Source organism: Streptomyces mobaraensis NBRC 13819 = DSM 40847, assembly GCF_017916255.1.
Taxonomy (GTDB): domain Bacteria; phylum Actinomycetota; class Actinomycetes; order Streptomycetales; family Streptomycetaceae; genus Streptomyces; species Streptomyces mobaraensis.
Genome location: NZ_CP072827.1, coordinates 127088 through 143249, shown reverse-complemented (window position 1 = coordinate 143249; position 16162 = coordinate 127088). Strand labels below are relative to the sequence as shown.

Below are 16162 nucleotides of genomic sequence, written 5' to 3'. Positions count from 1 at the left end.
GTGCCTCCCTCACACCAGCAGCGAGGTGGCCGACCGCCGCGCGGACCGGGAACGGCGCAGGTCGCGGGTGATGTTGACGCGTTTGAGCCAGCGGTCGCGGCCGTCGTAGGCGGCGGCGAACGGCTTGCGGCCGTGCACCGCCTGGTAGTTGTCGACCAGCAGCAGTGAACCGGCGTCCAGGACGACGTGCCGCAGCTCGTCCTCGATGAGCGCGGTGACGGTGTCGTACGCCCGCCGGGCGGCCGCGTCCCCGGGGGCCGGGCTCATGTAGGCCGGGTCGATCCGCAGGTACGGGTCCTCGGGGTCGCCGAACAGGACGGCGACGCGCCCCGGGGCGTCGTCCATCTCGGCGATCGCCGCGAAACGCTCGGCGGACCGCGTGCCCGTCGCGTTCTGCGCGGGCGTGTGCGAGGTGTCCGGGCGGATCAGATAGCGGGGTTCGAGGAGCACGGCACGGTCCTCGGTGGTGAGCCGGGACAGGTCGGGCCAGCCCACGGTGGTCGCGGCGCGCTGGTGGTTGCGCAGGCACAGCAGGCCCACGTAGTCGCAGCGCAGCGGGTGGAACGCGTCCTCGGTGTGCCACAGCAGCTCGGTCTCGCTGCTGGAACCCATCTGCGCGGTCTCCTCACCGGGAACGGGCAGCACGTCGTGGACGAGCCGGCCGTTCTGCTGGGTCGCCCAGCCGAACGCCTCGCCGAGCAGGGCCGCGTGCAGCAAAAGCAGCAGCTCCAGGTCGCGGGTCCGCTCGGGATCCGGGGCGGGACGGGCCGCGGGGGTCGGTCCGATCCGTTCGTCGTCGACGCCGAAGCCCGTGACGACGAGGGCGCGCGGGCTGTCGTAGAGCCGCATCCCCGTGAGCTCGGCGCGGATGCGCAGCGGCAGTTCCTGTGCGGCGAGCCGGGTGCGGTGCAGCAGTCCCACGGTGGAGTCGACCGGCACGTCGGCCAGCGTGCGCAGCAGGTCGTCGACCTCCGCGCTCTCCTCACCGGTGAGTGCGACGGTACGCAACGGCAGGTCAGTCATGGTTCTCCTCCTCGAGGGCCGCCGCGAGCGCGGCGACGGTCTGCTCGCTCAGCAACTGCCGGACGGTCAGTCGGACCCCGGCACGGCGGCACCGGGCGACAGCCCTGACGGCGAGGAGGGAGTCGCCGCCGAGGGCGAAGAAGTTCTCGTGCACGCCGACTTCGGGGAGGCCGAGCACCCGCGCCCACGCGTCGGCCAGGGTCCGTTCGAGACCCGTACGGGGGGCGGTGGCGGGGCGGTCGCCCGCCCGGGCGCCACGGCCCGCGGTCACGAGTCCGCCGAGCGCGCCCCGGTCGAGCTTGCCGGTGCCGGTGCGGGGCAGCGCGTCCACCTCGGTGATCCTCGCGGGCAGCAGGTGCGCGGGAAGCCGCTCGGCGAGCCAGGAACGCAGCCCGTCCGCGGCCGAGCCCCCTTGCCGCGCGGCCGGGTGCCGGGTCGGCGCGTTCGTCAGCGGTGCCGACGGCTCCGGTACGGGGTGGGGGACGAGCAGCGGACCGTCGTCGTGGGCGTCCCGCCGGACCAGCAGGACGTCCATCGCGCCCCGCGGATCGGCGGCGGCCCAGCTGACGCTCACCCGGTAGGGGGTGGAGTCCGCCAGCCCCCACAGGTCCTCGGGCTCGACGGCCGTCGTGCGGGCGGGTGCGTCGAGCAGCTCGTTGTCCCGCGTCAGACGGTCGTTGGCGACGCCGCGCACGAGCAGGGCGTCCGGGCCCCCGCGGCCGAGGCGGGCGGACAGCGACGCGAGGTCGTGCACCTGGTCGCCCCAGGTGAGCACCTCCGCCTCCGGGGCCGCCGGGCGGTCACCGCCCACGTGCAGCACCACGTCGTAGCGGTACAGGCTCATCTCGTTGCGGTGCCGTCCCCGGCGGGGCAGGATCTCGACGCCGGTGACGCGGGGCGAGCGGGCGGCGAGCGCGGCGAAGTACGCGGGGGACACCAGCAACTCGCCGTCCATGGCCGCGAACTCGCCGGCGGCGCGCGCCACGTCCCGCGCCGCCGCGCCCGGACCGGCGTGGGCGAGGGCCTGACGGGCGTAGAACTGCGGGGCGAGGGCCAGGTTGCGCACGTCGCCCACGAAGACGCGCCCTCGGTCGGCCGTGGCGTCGAGGGCGCGGGCCAGGACGGTGTCGAGGTAGGCGCGGTCGGGGAAGTACTGGACGACCGAGTTGACGACGACGAGGTCGGTGGACGCGGCGCGGACGCCGGTGAAGTCGGTCGCCTCGCGGTGCAGCAGCCGTACCCGGTGCGCGGGGCGGCGGCGCAGCCCGTCCCGGAGCCAGTCCACGGCGGGCCGCGAGAAGTCGGTTCCGGTGTACTCGGTGACGTGCGGCAGCAGCCGCCACATCAGCAGCCCGGTGCCACTGCCGATCTCCAGGACGCGCTCGGCCGGCCGTTCCAGGAGCCGGGCGACGGTGGTGTCGACCCATTCCCGCATGTGTTCGGCGGGGATCGGCGCACCGGTGAGGCTGTCGTTCCAGCCCTTGATGTTGAAGGTGAGTTCGCCGTCGGCGGCGTCGGTGTGGGTCGCCTCGAAGACGGCGTTCCACTCCTCGACCTGGGCGTCCGGGGCGCCGTCGGCCGAATCGCCGTGCGGGGCGCGGGGGGCGGGGACGACGAGGGCGACCAGCCGGGCGGCACCGTCGTCGGTGGCCACGGTGACGGCGGCTTCCTTGACGGCGGGGTGGTGGGTGAGGACGGCTTCGATCTCGCCGGGTTCGACGCGGAAGCCGCGGATCTTGATTTGGTCGTCGGTGCGTCCCAGGTATTCGAGGGTGCCGTCGGGGCGCCAGCGGGCGCGGTCGCCGGTGCGGTACAGGCGGCTGCCGGGGGTGTCGGGGTAGGGGTCGGCGACGAAGCGTTGGGCGGTGAGGGCGGGGCGGTTGAGGTAGCCGCGGGCCAGGCCGGTTCCGCCGAGGTAGATTTCGCCGGCGACGCCCACGGATACGGGTCGCAGTCGGTCGTCGAGCACGCGGACGTGGGTGTGGGGGAGTGGGGTGCCGATGACGGGGACGTCGGCAGGGTCGGACAGGTCGTGGCAGGTGGCGTCGACCGTCGCCTCCGTAGGCCCGTACAGGTTGAAGAAGCGGGTGGCTCCCGTCCGTTCGCGCAGGGTCCGCCACAGCGCCGCGGGCACCGCCTCGCCACCCACCAGGACCGTACCCGGCACCCGGTCGCCCTCCAGCAGCCCGGCCTCGATCAGCAGGGTCAGGTGGGACGGGGTGACGTTGAGGACGTCGATCGCGGCGCGCCGCACCAGGGCCACCAGCGCCTCGGGATCGCGGCGCACCTCCTCGGGCGCGACGTGCAGGGTGTGTCCGGCGACGAGCCACAGGAACTGTTCCAGCGACGGGTCGAAGGTCATAGCGGTGGTGTGCGCGACGTTCCGCCGGGGGCTGCCCTCCGCCATGCGCCGTACGTGGCCCAGGAGGTGGTACAGGGAGCGGTGTTGGACGGTGACGCCCTTGGGGGTGCCGGTGGAACCCGAGGTGTAGATGGTGTACGCGGCCTGGTCGGGGTGGAGGCGCGGCAGGGGATCCCGGTCGCCGGCCGGGGCCTGGCGCGGGTCGAGGTGGACGCGGCCGGGATCGGCGGGCAGGTCGCGGGTGATGACGACGGGGGCCGCGGTCTCGTCGAGGACGTGGGCGACGCGGCCGGAGGGCCACTCCGGATCCACTGGCACATAGACGCCGCCCGCCCGCAGGACGGCCAGGAGGGCCACGACGGCGTCGGCGGAGCGCGGCAGGCACACCGCGACCGGCGTCTCGGCGGCCACGCCGCAGCGCCGCAACCGCACGGCCAGGGCGGTGACCCGGGTGTCCAGCTCGGCGAACGTCAGCGTCGAGTCCCCGTGGACCAGCGCGGGCGCGTCCGGTGTCGCCCGCACCTGCGCGGCGAAGGCGTCAGGGACGGTCTCCGCCCCGGGCGCGGGCACGTACCGCGGGCGGGACCCGCCCAGCAGGCGCAGGCGTTCGACGTCGTCGCTCAGCGGGAGGTCGCCGACGCGGAGACCGGGATCGTCGGCCGCCGCGCCGAGCAGGGTCAGGTAGTGGCCGGCCAGCACCTCCATGCGGGGCCGGTCGAACAGGTCGGGACAGTACGTCAGCACGCACCGCTTCCCCCGCCGCCCCGAGACGACGTCGAGGGACAGGTCGAACCGGCTGGTCACACCGCCGAAGCCGAGCGAGACGCAGTCCGTGCCGTGCAGGACGAGCCTCTCGTCGGGAGCGTCGAGGAGCTGGAAGGTGACCTGCACGAGAGGGTGGTGGCCCAGGTCGCGCTCGGGCGCGAGCGCCTCGACCAGCGCCTCGAAGGGCAGGTCCTGATGGGCGAAGGCGCCCAGCGCGGCCTCGCGGACCCGGTCGAGCAGGGCGCGGAACGACAGCTCCGGCGAGCACGCGACCCGTACCGGAAGGGTGTTGACGAAGAAGCCGACCAGGGGCTCGGTCTCCGCCCGGGTGCGGTTCGCCGTCGGCACGCCCACGACCACGTCGTCCTGACCGCTGTAGCGCGCCAGCAACACCTGGAACGCGCCGAAGAGCGCCATGAACAGGGTGACGCCCTGCTCCCGGCAGAGCGCTTCCAGCCGCGCGACCAGTGGTGCGGGCAGGGGGAACTCGACGGTCTCGCCCCGCTGGGACTGGACGGCGGGACGCGGATGGTCCGCAGGCAGCCGCAGGACCGAGGGTGCCCCGTCCAGGGCCCGCTTCCAGTACGCGAGGTGCTCCTCCCGCACGGGGCCGGTCATCCAGGACCGCTGCCAGACGGCGAAGTCGGCGTACTGGACGTCGAGCGGAGGGAGCCCGGCGGAGTCACCCGTGACGTGTTCCCGATACAGGCGCCCCAATTCGTCCACCAGGATGTCGACCGACCAGCCGTCGGAGACGATGTGGTGCGTGGTGACCACCAGCACGTGATCGTCGTCCGCCAGCCGGGCCACCGCCACGCGCATCAGCGCGCCGTCCGCCGGCCGGAACGGGGTGCGCGCCTCCGCGGCCACCAGGTCCCGCACCGCCTCGTCGGTCCGCCCGGCCGCTTCGATCCGCACGACCTCCGCCGCGCGCCGCGCGGCCGGCGCGTCGGGCGCCGAGACCACCTGGTGGGGCACCCCGTCCCGCTCGACGAACGCCGTCCGCAGCGTCTCGTGCCGCTCGACCAGCGTCCGCAGCGCCCGCCGCAGCGCGTCCAGGTCGAGGGGCCCGCGGACCCGGTAGGCGTCGCACATGTTGTAGGAGACACTGTCGGGCGCCAACTGATCGAGGTACCAAAGGCGTTGCTGCGCGAACGACAGCGGCAGCGGCCCGCTCCGGTCCACCGGCCCGAGGGGCGGGGCGGCCCCCCGGCCGAGGCCCTCGGTCCGTGCGGCACGGACGCGGGCGGCGAGCTCCTCGACCGTCGCGGCGTCGAACAGCTCCCGCAACGGCACCTCGACGCCGAGCAGCTTCCGGATCCGGGTCATCACCTGGACCACCAGCAACGAGTGCCCGCCCAGCTCGAAGAAGTCGTCGTGCACACCGACCCGGTCGACGCCCAGCACGGCGCACCAGACCTGCGCCACGACCTCCTCCACCATGTCGCGCGGCGCCACGAAGCGGACATCCAGTTCCGGTCTGCCCGCCGCGGGCGCCGGCAGGCGCGCGCGGTCCAGCTTTCCGTTCGACGTCAGTGGCAGCGCCTCCAGGACGACCACCGCCGACGGCACCATGTGGGCGGGCAGCCGCCCCTGCGCGAACCGGCGTACGTCGGTGGGGCCGGCGCCGCCGCCTTCCGCGAGCGTGACGTAGGCGACCAGCCGCGCGTGCGCGTCGTCGACGACGGCGGCTTCCTTGACGGCGGGGTGGTGGGTGAGGACGGCCTCGATTTCGCCGGGTTCGACGCGGAAGCCGCGGATCTTGATTTGGTCGTCGGTGCGTCCCAGGTATTCGAGGGTGCCGTCGGGGCGCCAGCGGGCGCGGTCGCCGGTGCGGTACAGGCGGCTGCCGGGGGTGTCGGGGTAGGGGTCGGCGACGAAGCGTCGGGCGGTGAGGGCGGGGCGGTTGAGGTAGCCGCGGGCCAGGCCGGTTCCGCCGAGGTAGATCTCGCCGGCGACGCCCACGGGTACGGGTCGCAGTCGGTCGTCGAGCACGCGGACGTGGGTGTGGGGGAGTGGGGTGCCGATGACGGGGACGTCGGCAGGGTCGGACAGGTCGTGGCAGGTGGCGTCGACCGTCGCCTCCGTAGGCCCGTACAGGTTGAAACAGCGAGTGCGCCGCTGGTCCCGCAAGGTCCGCCACAGCGACGGCGAGACCGCCTCGCCACCCACCATGACCATGGACGGCGCCCACTCTCCGTCCAACAGCCCGTGCGATACGAGGAGTTCGAGCTGCGAGGAGGTCGTGTCGATGACGTCGATCCGGTGCTCCCGGACGAACCGGACCAGCGCCGAGGGGTCGCGCCGCACGTCCTCGGGCACGATGAACAGCTCGTGACCGGCCAGCATCCAGCTCAGTTGCTCCATGGACGCGTCGAACGTGAAGGGCGCGGTGAGCGTCGTACGCAGCTTCGCGTCCCCGGGCGGTACGCCGTCGGCCCCGGCGAGATACGGGTCGTGGCCGAGAAAGGTGGCCTGCAGGGCGCTGGTGAGGTGGTTCAGGGAGCGGTGCCGGACGACGACGCCCTTCGGCGCGCCCGTCGAGCCGGACGTGTAGATGACGTACGCGGCCTGATCGGGGTCGATGCGGGGCGCGGGTACCAGGCCGTCGGCCGCGGGCCGGCGCGGGTCGACGTGGAGGCGACCGGGGAGTGCGGGCAGGTCGCGGGTGATGACGACGGAGGCCGCGGTGTCGTCCAGGATGTAGGCGGTGCGGTCCGCGGGCCAGTCGGGGTCCAGGGGGACGTAGACGCCGCCCGCCCGCATGACGGCCAGCAGGGCGACGACGCTGTCGGTGGAACGGGGCAGGCGGACCGCGACCGGCGTCTCGCGGGTGACCCCGGCGCCGAGCAGTGCCTGTGCCAGGCGCTCCACCCGGTCGTTCAGCTCGGCGAAGGTGAGCGTTGTCGCGCCACACGTCACCGCCCGCGCGTCCGGTGCCGTCCGCGCCACCTCCGCGAACCGCTCCGGAACGCTTCCCGGCCCGGCGTACGCCGCGTCCCGCTTCCCGAACCCGTCGAGCAGCCGCAGCCGTTCGGCCCCGTCGGACAGCGGCAGCTCACCGATCGGGCGGCCCGGGTCCGCGGCGGCGGCGCCGAGCAGCGTCAGATAGTGGCCGACCAGCACCTCCATGCGGCGTCGGTCGAACAGGTCGGGGCAGTAGTTCAGGATCCCCCGGTAGGAACCGTCGTCGGCCCGCTTGATGTCCAAGGACAGGTCGAACTGCGAGACGGCCTCCTGGACCGGGTACCGCTCGACCTCCGCCCCGATCAGGTCCGGCCGCGCCGCCGGTGTGCCCAGGAGCTGGAAGGTGACCTGGACGAGGGGATTGTGGCCGAGGTCGCGCTCGGGTGCGAGCGCCTCGACCAGCGCCTCGAAGGGCAGGTCCTGATGGGCGAAGGCACCGAGGGCGGCCTCGCGCACCTGGTCCAGCAGGTCCCGGAACGACAGGCCCGGAGCGCAGATCGCCCGCAAGGGAAGCGTGTTGACGAAGAAGCCGACCAGAGGTTCCGTCTCGGTCCGGGTGCGCCCCGCCGCCGGCACGCCGACCACGATGTCCTCTTGCCCGGCGTGACGCGCCAGCAGGACCTGGAAGGCGCCGAGCAGCGTCATGAACAGGGTGGCGCCCTGCTCCCGGCCCAGCTTCTCCAGCGCGGCGACCAGCGCGTCGGGCAGCGCGAACCCGACCGTCTCGCCCCGCTCGGACTGCACGGCGGGCCGCGGGTGGTCCATGGGCAGCCGCAGCACCGAGGGAGCGCCGTCCAAGGCCCGCTTCCAGTACGCGAGATGCTCCTCCTGCACCGGACCGGCCATCCAGGCCCGCTGCCAGACCGCGAAGTCGGCGTACTGGACGGCCGGCGGGGGCAGCGCGGCGGGATCTCCGGTGACGCACTCCCGGTACAGCCGTCCGAGTTCGTCCACCAGCACACCCACGGACCAGGCGTCGGAGACGATGTGGTGCGTGCTGACCACCAGCACGTGATCGTCGTCCGCCAGCCGGGCCACCACCACGCGCAGCAGCGCGCCGTCCGCCGGCCGGAACGGGGTCCGCGCCTCCGCCGCCACCAGGTTCCGCACCGCCTCCTCCCGCTCGGCGGGCTCCAGCAGCGACAGGTCGACCCGCGTGGGAGCGGCCACGCGCCGCGCACCGGGCCCGTCGGCCGGACCGACGAGCTGGTACGGCACACCGTCCCGCTCGACGAACGCCGTCCGCAGCGTCTCGTGCCGTCCCACCAGCATCCGCAGGGCCCGCCGCAGCGCACCCAGGTCGATCCCGCCCCGGACGCGGAACGCATCGCACATCGTGTAGAAGGCGCGGTCGGGCATCAAGCGGTCCAGGAACCACAGGCGTTGCTGTGCGAACGACAGCGGCAGCGGCTCGCTCCGGTCCACCGGCTCGAGCGCCGCCTCCTCCCGGACGCCCTGGCCGCCGGCCTGTTCGGCCCGCACCCGAGCGGCCAGCTCCTCGACCGTCGGCGCGTCGAACAGGGCCCGCAGCGGCAGCTCGACGCCGAGCAGCTTCCGCAGGCGCGCCACCACCTGGACCGCCGCCAGCGACTTGCCGCCCAGGTCGAAGAAGCGGTCCCGCACGCCCACCCGGTCCACGCCGAGCACGGCGCACCAGACCTGCGCCACGACGTCCTCCACCATGTCGCGCGGCGCCTCACGGGTGACCGGCCGGGGCCGGGTCTCGTCGGCGTCCAGCACCAGACGACCGCCGGACAGGAGCGGCGCGACCAGCCGGAGAATCTCCGCCCTCGCCGGAATCCCGGCAGTGGGGTCGTCAAGGTAGCGCGCCATATCACGATAGGAGACGACCGAATTTTCGGACTTCTCGTCAGGAGTCGTCGGGTACAGCACATAGGCGATTTCCGACGCGGTCCCCGCTGAGTGCCGTGGAAGGACGGCGGAGCAGGTCGGAGGAGCGTCGTCCAGGAAAAGGACGGGTCCGTCACCGGTGAATGCCGGAGCGACGGCACGGGTGGTGACGAGAACGTCGGGGGACGCGTCGGCCATGATCTCGCGCAGCCGCCCGGCCGGTATGCCGGGATCCAGGGGAAGGCATGCGGCACCCAGTTTGAGCAGGGCGCACAGGGTGGCGACGAGGTCGGGGTCGCGTGGGAGGGCCACTGCCACCAGGGTCGAGGGGCCGGCGCCCGCGTCCGCCAGGCGCGTGGCTGTCAACTCGGCCCGGCGGTTGAGCTCGCCGTAACCGGTCGCGGCACCTTTGTGCAGGATGGCGGTCCGCTCCGGCGCGATCACGGAATACCGCTCGAAGCGGACCGCCGCCACGTTTTGCCCGGCGAGTTCAGATCCGTCATTCGTCACCGTGATCCCCCCGCGCTGCCGACAGTCGGAAACCTCAAGGTGGGCACTCAAAGCGTCTGAGGCCATTCCCGGCCATGATCCCTACAGGCGTGACGCGATAAGTAGGCGATTTCCAGTCAACGCGTGACCTGGGAATGCGCTGATATATCCCCCGGTTGTCCTCGTGCGGCCCGCGACGGTCCTCGCGCGATCCGGCGATTTCGTCGCTCACTTTTGACGCCATCGGTCCGGGACCGAGGAACTGCGCGGCGGGCCGGCGCGGATGCTGCCATAACGCGCCGATCGCTTCGCCGGGATCTCTACCTATACGTAAATTTCCGGCCGGCGTTCCACGGTGCGAGACCCCCTCCCGCCGCGGCCCGGGGGCCCGGCCGCGGCCCGGCGGGCGGACCGACGCCGGTCCGGGCGGATCCGGGCACGCGGGGACTTGAGGAACGTGGCGAGTTCGGGGAGTTCCGTGCCGTGCGTGGTGGCGTGTACGACGCGTGCGAACGGGGACGGCGACCCCAGGGTGAACACGGCCTGGCTGCCGCGGCCGCGCAGGGAACGGGACTTGGAGCGGGCCCGGGCCCCGTTCCGGCTCGGTTGCGCCGCGGCGTAGTGGAGCCTGGGCAGGGCCTGGGCCGGCGTAACCGGTCAGGCCTTCTTGACCACGCTGGACTTGAGCTGCATGGCGCCGAACCCGTCGATCTTGCAGTCGATGTCGTGGCCGGCCACACCCTCCACGAGGCGGATGTTGCGCACCTTGGTGCCGGCCTTGATGCCGGTCGGGTGGCCCTTGACCTTCAGGCTCTTGACCACTGTGACGGTGTCGCCGTCGGCGAGTACGTTGCCGACCGCGTCCCTGATCGCGCCGTCTTCGGGGTTGTCCGCGGACTCGGCGGTCGCGGGCGGCCACTCGTGGCCGCATTCGGGGCAGACCAGGAGCGCACCCATCTCATAGGTGTACGCGCTGGAGCATTCGGGGCACGGCGGAAGGTTCTCGGTCACGAGAGCACTGTAAGCCCGAACCCGCAAGGATGACGAATTGCAAAATTGTGCAAGTCGCTACATGATGGTCCGGCTGTGCCCGCAGGTAGCTGCGGGCACAGCACCAGACGCTGCCTCCGCGCACCGCGCGGGAGGCCCGGTGAGGCGAGAGGCTGAGGTTCCGTGCCGGTTCCGCTGTATCAGGCGAAGGCCGAGTTCTTCCGGATGCTGGGGCACCCGGTCCGCATCCGCGTACTGGAGCTGCTGCAGGACGGGCCGATGCCGGTGCGTGATCTGCTGGCGGCGATCGAGATCGAGCCCTCGGCGCTGTCCCAGCAGCTGGCGGTGTTGCGCCGCTCGGGCATCGTGACCTCCACCCGCACGGGTTCCACGGTCGTCTACGAGCTGGCCGGTGGCGACGTGGCGGAGCTGATGTCCGCCGCGCGCCGCATCCTGACCGAGATGCTCAATGGGCAGCACGAGCTGCTGGAGGAGCTGAGGGAAGCCGAGGTCAGTGCCCGGTGAGCTCCCTCGCCGTCCGGGTGGGAGCCCGGGTGCGTTCCGTGCTGCCCACCCGCGCCGACCTCGCGGGCATGGGCCGCAGCCCGCGACGTTGATCTACTGGCCGGTCTGACCGTGGCGATCGTGGCCCTGCCGCTCGCCCTCGGATTCGGCGTCTCCTCCGGTCTCGGCGCGGAGGCAGGGCTGGCCACCGCGGTGGTGGCGGGCGCGCTGGCCGCGGTATTCGGTGGGTCGAATCTCCAGGTGTCCGGGCCCACGGGCGCCATGACCGTGGTCCTGGTGCCCATCGTCGCCCGGTACGGCCCCGGCGGTGTCCTCACGGTCGGCCTGCTCGCCGGACTGATGCTGATCGCGCTCGCCCTCGTCCGCGCCGGCCGCTACATGCAGTACGTGCCGGCCCCGGTGGTGGAGGGCTTCACCCTCGGCATCGCCTGCGTGATCGGCTTGCAGCAGGTGCCGAACGCCCTGGGAGTCGCCAAGCCGGAGGGCGACAAGGTCCTCGTCGTGACCTGGCGCGCGGTCGAGACCTTCGCCGGGGCGCCCAACTGGACCGCTGCCGGACTGGCGGCAGCGGTCGTCGCGGTCATGCTGACCGGCGCGCGGTGGCGGCCGGTCGTCCCCTTCTCCCTCCTCGCGGTGATCGGTGCCACCGTCGTGGCCCAGCTGTGCCACCTGGACGCGGCCCGCCCGATCGGGGACCTGCCCGCGGGGCTGCCCGCCCCGTCGCTGGCCTTCCTGGACCTCGGAGCACTGGGCTCGCTGCTGGCGCCTGCCGTGGCCGTGGCGGCCCTTGCCGCGTTGGAATCGCTGCTGTCGGCGTCCGTCGCGGACGGCATGACGGTCGGGCAGAAGCACGACCCGGACAAGGAGCTGTTCGGGCAGGGTCTCGCCAACCTGGCCGCCCCGCTGTTCGGCGGCGTCCCGGCCACCGGCGCGATAGCCCGCACCGCCGTCAACGTCCGTACCGGTGCGAGCTCGCGACTGGCGGCCCTCACGCACGCCGCGATCCTCGCCGTCATCGTCTTCGCCGCCGCCCCACTGGTCTCCCGCATCCCCCTGGCCGCGCTCGCCGGCGTGCTGATCGCGACCGCGATCCGCATGGTCGAAGTGGGCAGCCTGCGGGCGATGGCCCGCGCCACGCGCTCCGACGGCCTGGTACTGATCCTCACGGCGGTCGCCACCGTGGCCCTGGACCTCGTCTACGCCGTCATCATCGGCCTGCTGGTCGCCGGCGCACTCGCCCTGCGGGCCGTGGCCAAGCAGGTCCGCCTGGACCAGGTCTCCTTGAAGGAGGACCTGACCGGCGACCACAGCGCCGAGGAACACGCGCTGCTCGCCGAGCACATCGTGGCGTACCGCATCGACGGTCCGCTGTTCTTCGCCGGGGCCCACCGCTTCCTGCTGGAACTCTCGGACGTCGCGGACGTGCGCGTGGTGATCCTGCGCATGTCCCGCGTGACCACCATGGACGCCACCGGCGCCCTCGTCCTGAAGGACGCGGTCACCAAGCTGAACCGGCGCGGCATCACCGTCCTGGCCTCCGGGGTACGCCCCGGCCAGCGCCGGGTCCTCGACTCCGTCGGCGCCCTCGGTCTGCTCCGGGCCGCCACCGGCGACGACTACACCGGCACTCCCGAAGCCATCGCCGCCGCCCGAAGCCACCTGCACGGCGCCGGTGTCCTGGCCCCCGCCTGCCCGGGCCCGCCTCCTCCGGTACCCCCACCGTGCGCTCCGAGTGCCCGACGATGAGGAGCCGACCGAGGTCCTCCTCCGTCACCCGGACACCCACGGTTGCGCCGCCCCATGCCGGCGGTCCCTCCTGACGGCCCGTCCGCGGCTTGAGGCGGCGGTGGACGGCCTGCCGCCGCCGGCCTCGGGCTGATCGGCGTGATCACCGCCCATGCGCGGGTGGGCGCCCGCGGCATCGTGGGCGGGACCGTGTTCCCGGCCACCGCGGCGGCCGGCCTCGCGCTGGGCGTGGCCTGCCGCGGTGCCTGGTAGCGGCGGGGTCCGGCGGCCGGGCCTGTGCTTCTTCCCGCCCGTCCGGCAGGTGGCGCCGCGCCGGCGGTGACAGGGAAATATGACCGGAACTGGGATGCTCGCGTCCACCCGGGTGTGTTTAAGTGCCACGGGGGCTTCCGACGGCGCGTCGCGCGCCGGCGGTTCGCCCGATGATGGTCGTGCGGCGCTGTGAGCCGGGGAGCCTATGGCACAGGACCTGAACGACTGGATCGAGGACGAGGTCGTCCCTTACGAGGAGAAGCCTCTCGAATGGATCTCCCAGTACCACTTCTTCCGCGACCCGGCGCGAGCCGCCTATGTCGATCACACCTACTTCTTCTCACCGGCCGATGGCGCGATCGTCTACCAGAAAGTAGTGGATCCCCAGGAGTCGATCATCGACATCAAGGGGAAGCCGTACTCGCTGGCCGCCGCGCTCCGTGACGAATCGTTCGGTCACCGGTGCCTGGTGATCGGCATCTTCATGACCTTCTTCGACGTGCACATCAACCGGATGCCTTACGGCGGCCGTCTCTCCTTCGCGCTCAAGGAGCCCATCGGGACGTTCAACCTCCCCATGCTGGCCATGGAGCAGGACCTGCTCGAACGGCTCCGGGTCAATCCGGCTCACGCGAGGTATCTGCACCTGAACGAGCGGATGGTCAACCGGGTCGACGCGCCGCGGCTCCGGGGCCCGTACTGGATGCTCCAGATCGCCGACTACGACGTCGACTCCATCACCCCGTTCTGCAGACGGCAGGGAATGTTCCGCTCCCAGGGGCGCCGCTTCTCCCAGATCCGCTACGGATCGCAGGTCGACCTGGTGATCCCGCTGGCGGCCGACCGCAAGTACGTCCCCGTGGAGGCCGTCGGCCGGCACGTGAAGGCGGGGCTCGACCCGCTCGTCAAGATCCGGTGGCGTTGAAGAGCGCGTACGAAGCGATGGCGAACTGGAGGGACACAGCGTGGGTTTCCGTCGAGCGCAGAGGGCCGGTGGGCCGGGAGCGGGCCGGCGGGAGAGCGCCCGGTTCAGGCCGGACGGGCCGTCGGCGCCGCGGGACCGTCCGTTACCCCTGTCCGCCGGGCAGTTGTTCGAGTGGGTGTTTGACAAGCTCGTCGACGGAGATCTGAGCCACCAGCCGACGATCGTGCGGCTCCGCGGCCCGCTGAACACCGCCGCCCTGCGGATGGCCTACGCCCGGCTGGTGCGGCGCCACGAGTGCCTGCGCACCCGCTTCCCCGTGATCGACGGGGAGCCCGTGCAGGTGATCGAGGACATCGGGAAAGCAGCGGGGGGCCCGCTGCCGCTCATCGATCTGCGCCACCTCCCGGAGGCGCTTCGCGCGCGCGAGATCGCGAGGATCCGCGAGGAGACGCTGTCCACGCCGGTCCCCTTCGACAAGCGGCCGCCCGTCCGCGTGGCGCTGATCCGGGCGGCGCCCGAGGAGCACCTCTTCCTCGTCGGCATCCCGCACATCACCGCGGACCTGTGGTCCGCGACCCTGCTCAACGACGAGCTCATGGCGCACTACAGGGCGGGGGCCGAGGGGACTCCCTCCCGGGCCCCCACCCCCGTCGCGCAGTACGCCGACTTCGCGCAGTGGCAGCGCGCGTGGTGGAACCGGGACCGCACCGAGCGGGAGGCCGGACGGTGGCGGGCGCGGCTGGACGGGCTGTCCGCCGTGGAACTGCCCCTGGACCGGCCCCGCCCCGCGGGCCGCCGGCGGGACTGCTTCCTGATCGGGGACACCTTCGACGCCGAACTGAGCGACCGGCTGCGCGCCTTGGCACGCACCGCCGACGTCACGCTGTACGTGGTGCTGCTGGCGGCGTTCCACTGGCTGGTGGGGCGGATGTCGGGCGCCGGCCGGCTGGTGACCACCTCGCTCGTGGCCGCCCGGCACGGCAGCGCGGTACAGGGGATGACCGGCCCGTTCTCGGACTACCTGGCCCTGGTCGGGGACCTGTCGGGCGATCCGGACTTCCTGGAGTCCCTGCGCCGCGTACGCGACGAGTGCCTGACCGCCCACGACCACCAGCGGCTTCCGTTCTCACAGGTCCTCGAAGTCATGGACCCCGGACGCGAGTTGCACCCCCATCCGCTGGAGCAGCTCGGGTTCAACCTCCACAACATCCCTCCCGCGGTCATGGACTTCTCCGGCGACGTCGTCGTCTCGGCGGTGAACCCGGAGGGGGACGACGGGGAGAGCGGCGACGGGGAGTACGTGCCCTGGACCGCCGACCTGACCTTCGACGTCTACGACTACGGCACCGGCCATATGCCGTTCGACGTGATACTCGACCGGCGGCTGGCCGATCCGGCGACGGCCCGGGAGTGGGCCGGGCACTACCGGTCGGTGCTCCGTGCGGTCGTCGCCGACCCCGGCGTGCGCCTGTCCGCCCTCGGCACCCTGCTGTCCCTGCCGCGACCGCCGTCCGCCACGTCCTTCGGCGGCCGGGAGATCGACGTCCGGCGCGTCGAACGCGAGTTGGCGGGGCGCGACGGGATCACCGCCGCCCTGGTCGCGGTGGCGCCCCGGCGCCTGGCCACCGGGCTGCGCGTACGGGAACTGGTCGCCTACTGCGCCGTCGAGGGCACGCCGCGTCCGAACGCGGCCCACGACATCCGCGGCCGCCTGCGGGAGCGCCTGCCCGACGGCTGGGTGCCGACCGTGTTCGTCGAGCGCCCGCCGGAGGAGATCCGGAAGGCCCTGGCCGCCCGGGCGGCGGGCGGCGAACGGGCGGAGCCGCTGCCGCCGCCCGAGGACTGCGTCCCGCTTCCCGAGGAGGGCCGGCCCCCCTCGGACCCGTCCGAGCGGCGGCTGGCCGCGCTCTGGGCCGAGATCCTGGGCGCCCCGCCGAAGAGCGTGACCGAGCCCTTCTTCCGCGTCGGCGTCACCGATAAGGACGCCCTCCGCTTCCTGGCCCGCGTGGCGGAGGACTTCGGCGTCACCGTGCCCTTCGCCGACTTCCTCAGCGCTCCCAACCTGCGTATGGTGAAGGACAATTTGGCTGAGAAACGGAGGGTGTAACGCGCAATGAGTGAGTGGTAGGGTCGGAATCGAACCGCACTGATCGGCAATCTTTTCGGTCAGCTGTTCCGGATATTCCGGGGCGCGTCGGCGCTCCCTCGACCAAGGGCGTACGCGGATAAGCGTGCGCCGCCCCACGGCTGCGTCTCGACGCCTTCAT

6 protein-coding genes and 1 pseudogene are annotated in these 16162 nt (G+C 72.8%); 4 read left to right on the top strand and 3 right to left on the bottom strand.

Annotated features, from left to right (window positions below; all coding sequences use genetic code 11):
• Window positions 1-9 precede the first annotated feature (9 nt).
• From gntD to J7W19_RS00455, 3 genes are all read right to left on the bottom strand, one after another.
• On the bottom strand, window positions 10-1023 hold the full coding sequence (gene gntD, locus J7W19_RS00465) for a guanitoxin biosynthesis L-enduracididine beta-hydroxylase GntD (RefSeq protein ID WP_004942702.1): 1014 nt from the start codon (window positions 1021-1023) through the stop codon (window positions 10-12).
• Complete coding sequence (locus tag J7W19_RS00460; RefSeq protein WP_210455238.1) at window positions 1016-9478, bottom strand: non-ribosomal peptide synthetase; 8463 nt, start codon at window positions 9476-9478, stop codon at window positions 1016-1018. The genes gntD and J7W19_RS00460 overlap by 8 nt, the downstream gene beginning before the upstream one ends.
• Before the next feature lie 636 nt (window positions 9479-10114).
• Complete coding sequence (locus tag J7W19_RS00455) at window positions 10115-10468, bottom strand: zinc ribbon domain-containing protein YjdM (RefSeq protein ID WP_040889114.1); 354 nt, start codon at window positions 10466-10468, stop codon at window positions 10115-10117.
• A gap of 162 nt (window positions 10469-10630) precedes the next feature.
• Here J7W19_RS00455 and J7W19_RS00450 point away from each other — a divergent pair, with 162 nt between their 5' ends.
• The 4 genes and pseudogenes from J7W19_RS00450 (at window position 10631) to J7W19_RS00435 (ending at window position 16002) form a co-directional block, all read left to right on the top strand.
• On the top strand, window positions 10631-10972 hold the full coding sequence (locus tag J7W19_RS00450; RefSeq protein WP_004942691.1) for an ArsR/SmtB family transcription factor: 342 nt from the start codon (window positions 10631-10633) through the stop codon (window positions 10970-10972).
• A 68-nt stretch (window positions 10973-11040) separates the two neighbouring features.
• A pseudogene (locus J7W19_RS00445) lies at window positions 11041-12718 on the top strand (SulP family inorganic anion transporter).
• A gap of 457 nt (window positions 12719-13175) precedes the next feature.
• Window positions 13176-13895, top strand: coding sequence for a phosphatidylserine decarboxylase (locus J7W19_RS00440; protein ID WP_004942680.1), 720 nt, complete (start codon window positions 13176-13178; stop codon window positions 13893-13895).
• 40 nt (window positions 13896-13935) lie between these two features.
• On the top strand, window positions 13936-16002 hold the full coding sequence (locus J7W19_RS00435) for a condensation domain-containing protein (RefSeq protein ID WP_078587914.1): 2067 nt from the start codon (window positions 13936-13938) through the stop codon (window positions 16000-16002).
• Window positions 16003-16162 lie beyond the last annotated feature (160 nt).

Excerpts from the sequence above, each read along its gene's own strand:
- gntD (WP_004942702.1), bottom strand. The coding sequence starts at position 1,023 with ATGACTGACCTGCCGTTGCGTACCGTCGCACTCACCGGTGAGGAGAGC.
- J7W19_RS00440 (WP_004942680.1), top strand. The coding sequence starts at position 13,176 with ATGGCACAGGACCTGAACGACTGGATCGAGGACGAGGTCGTCCCTTAC.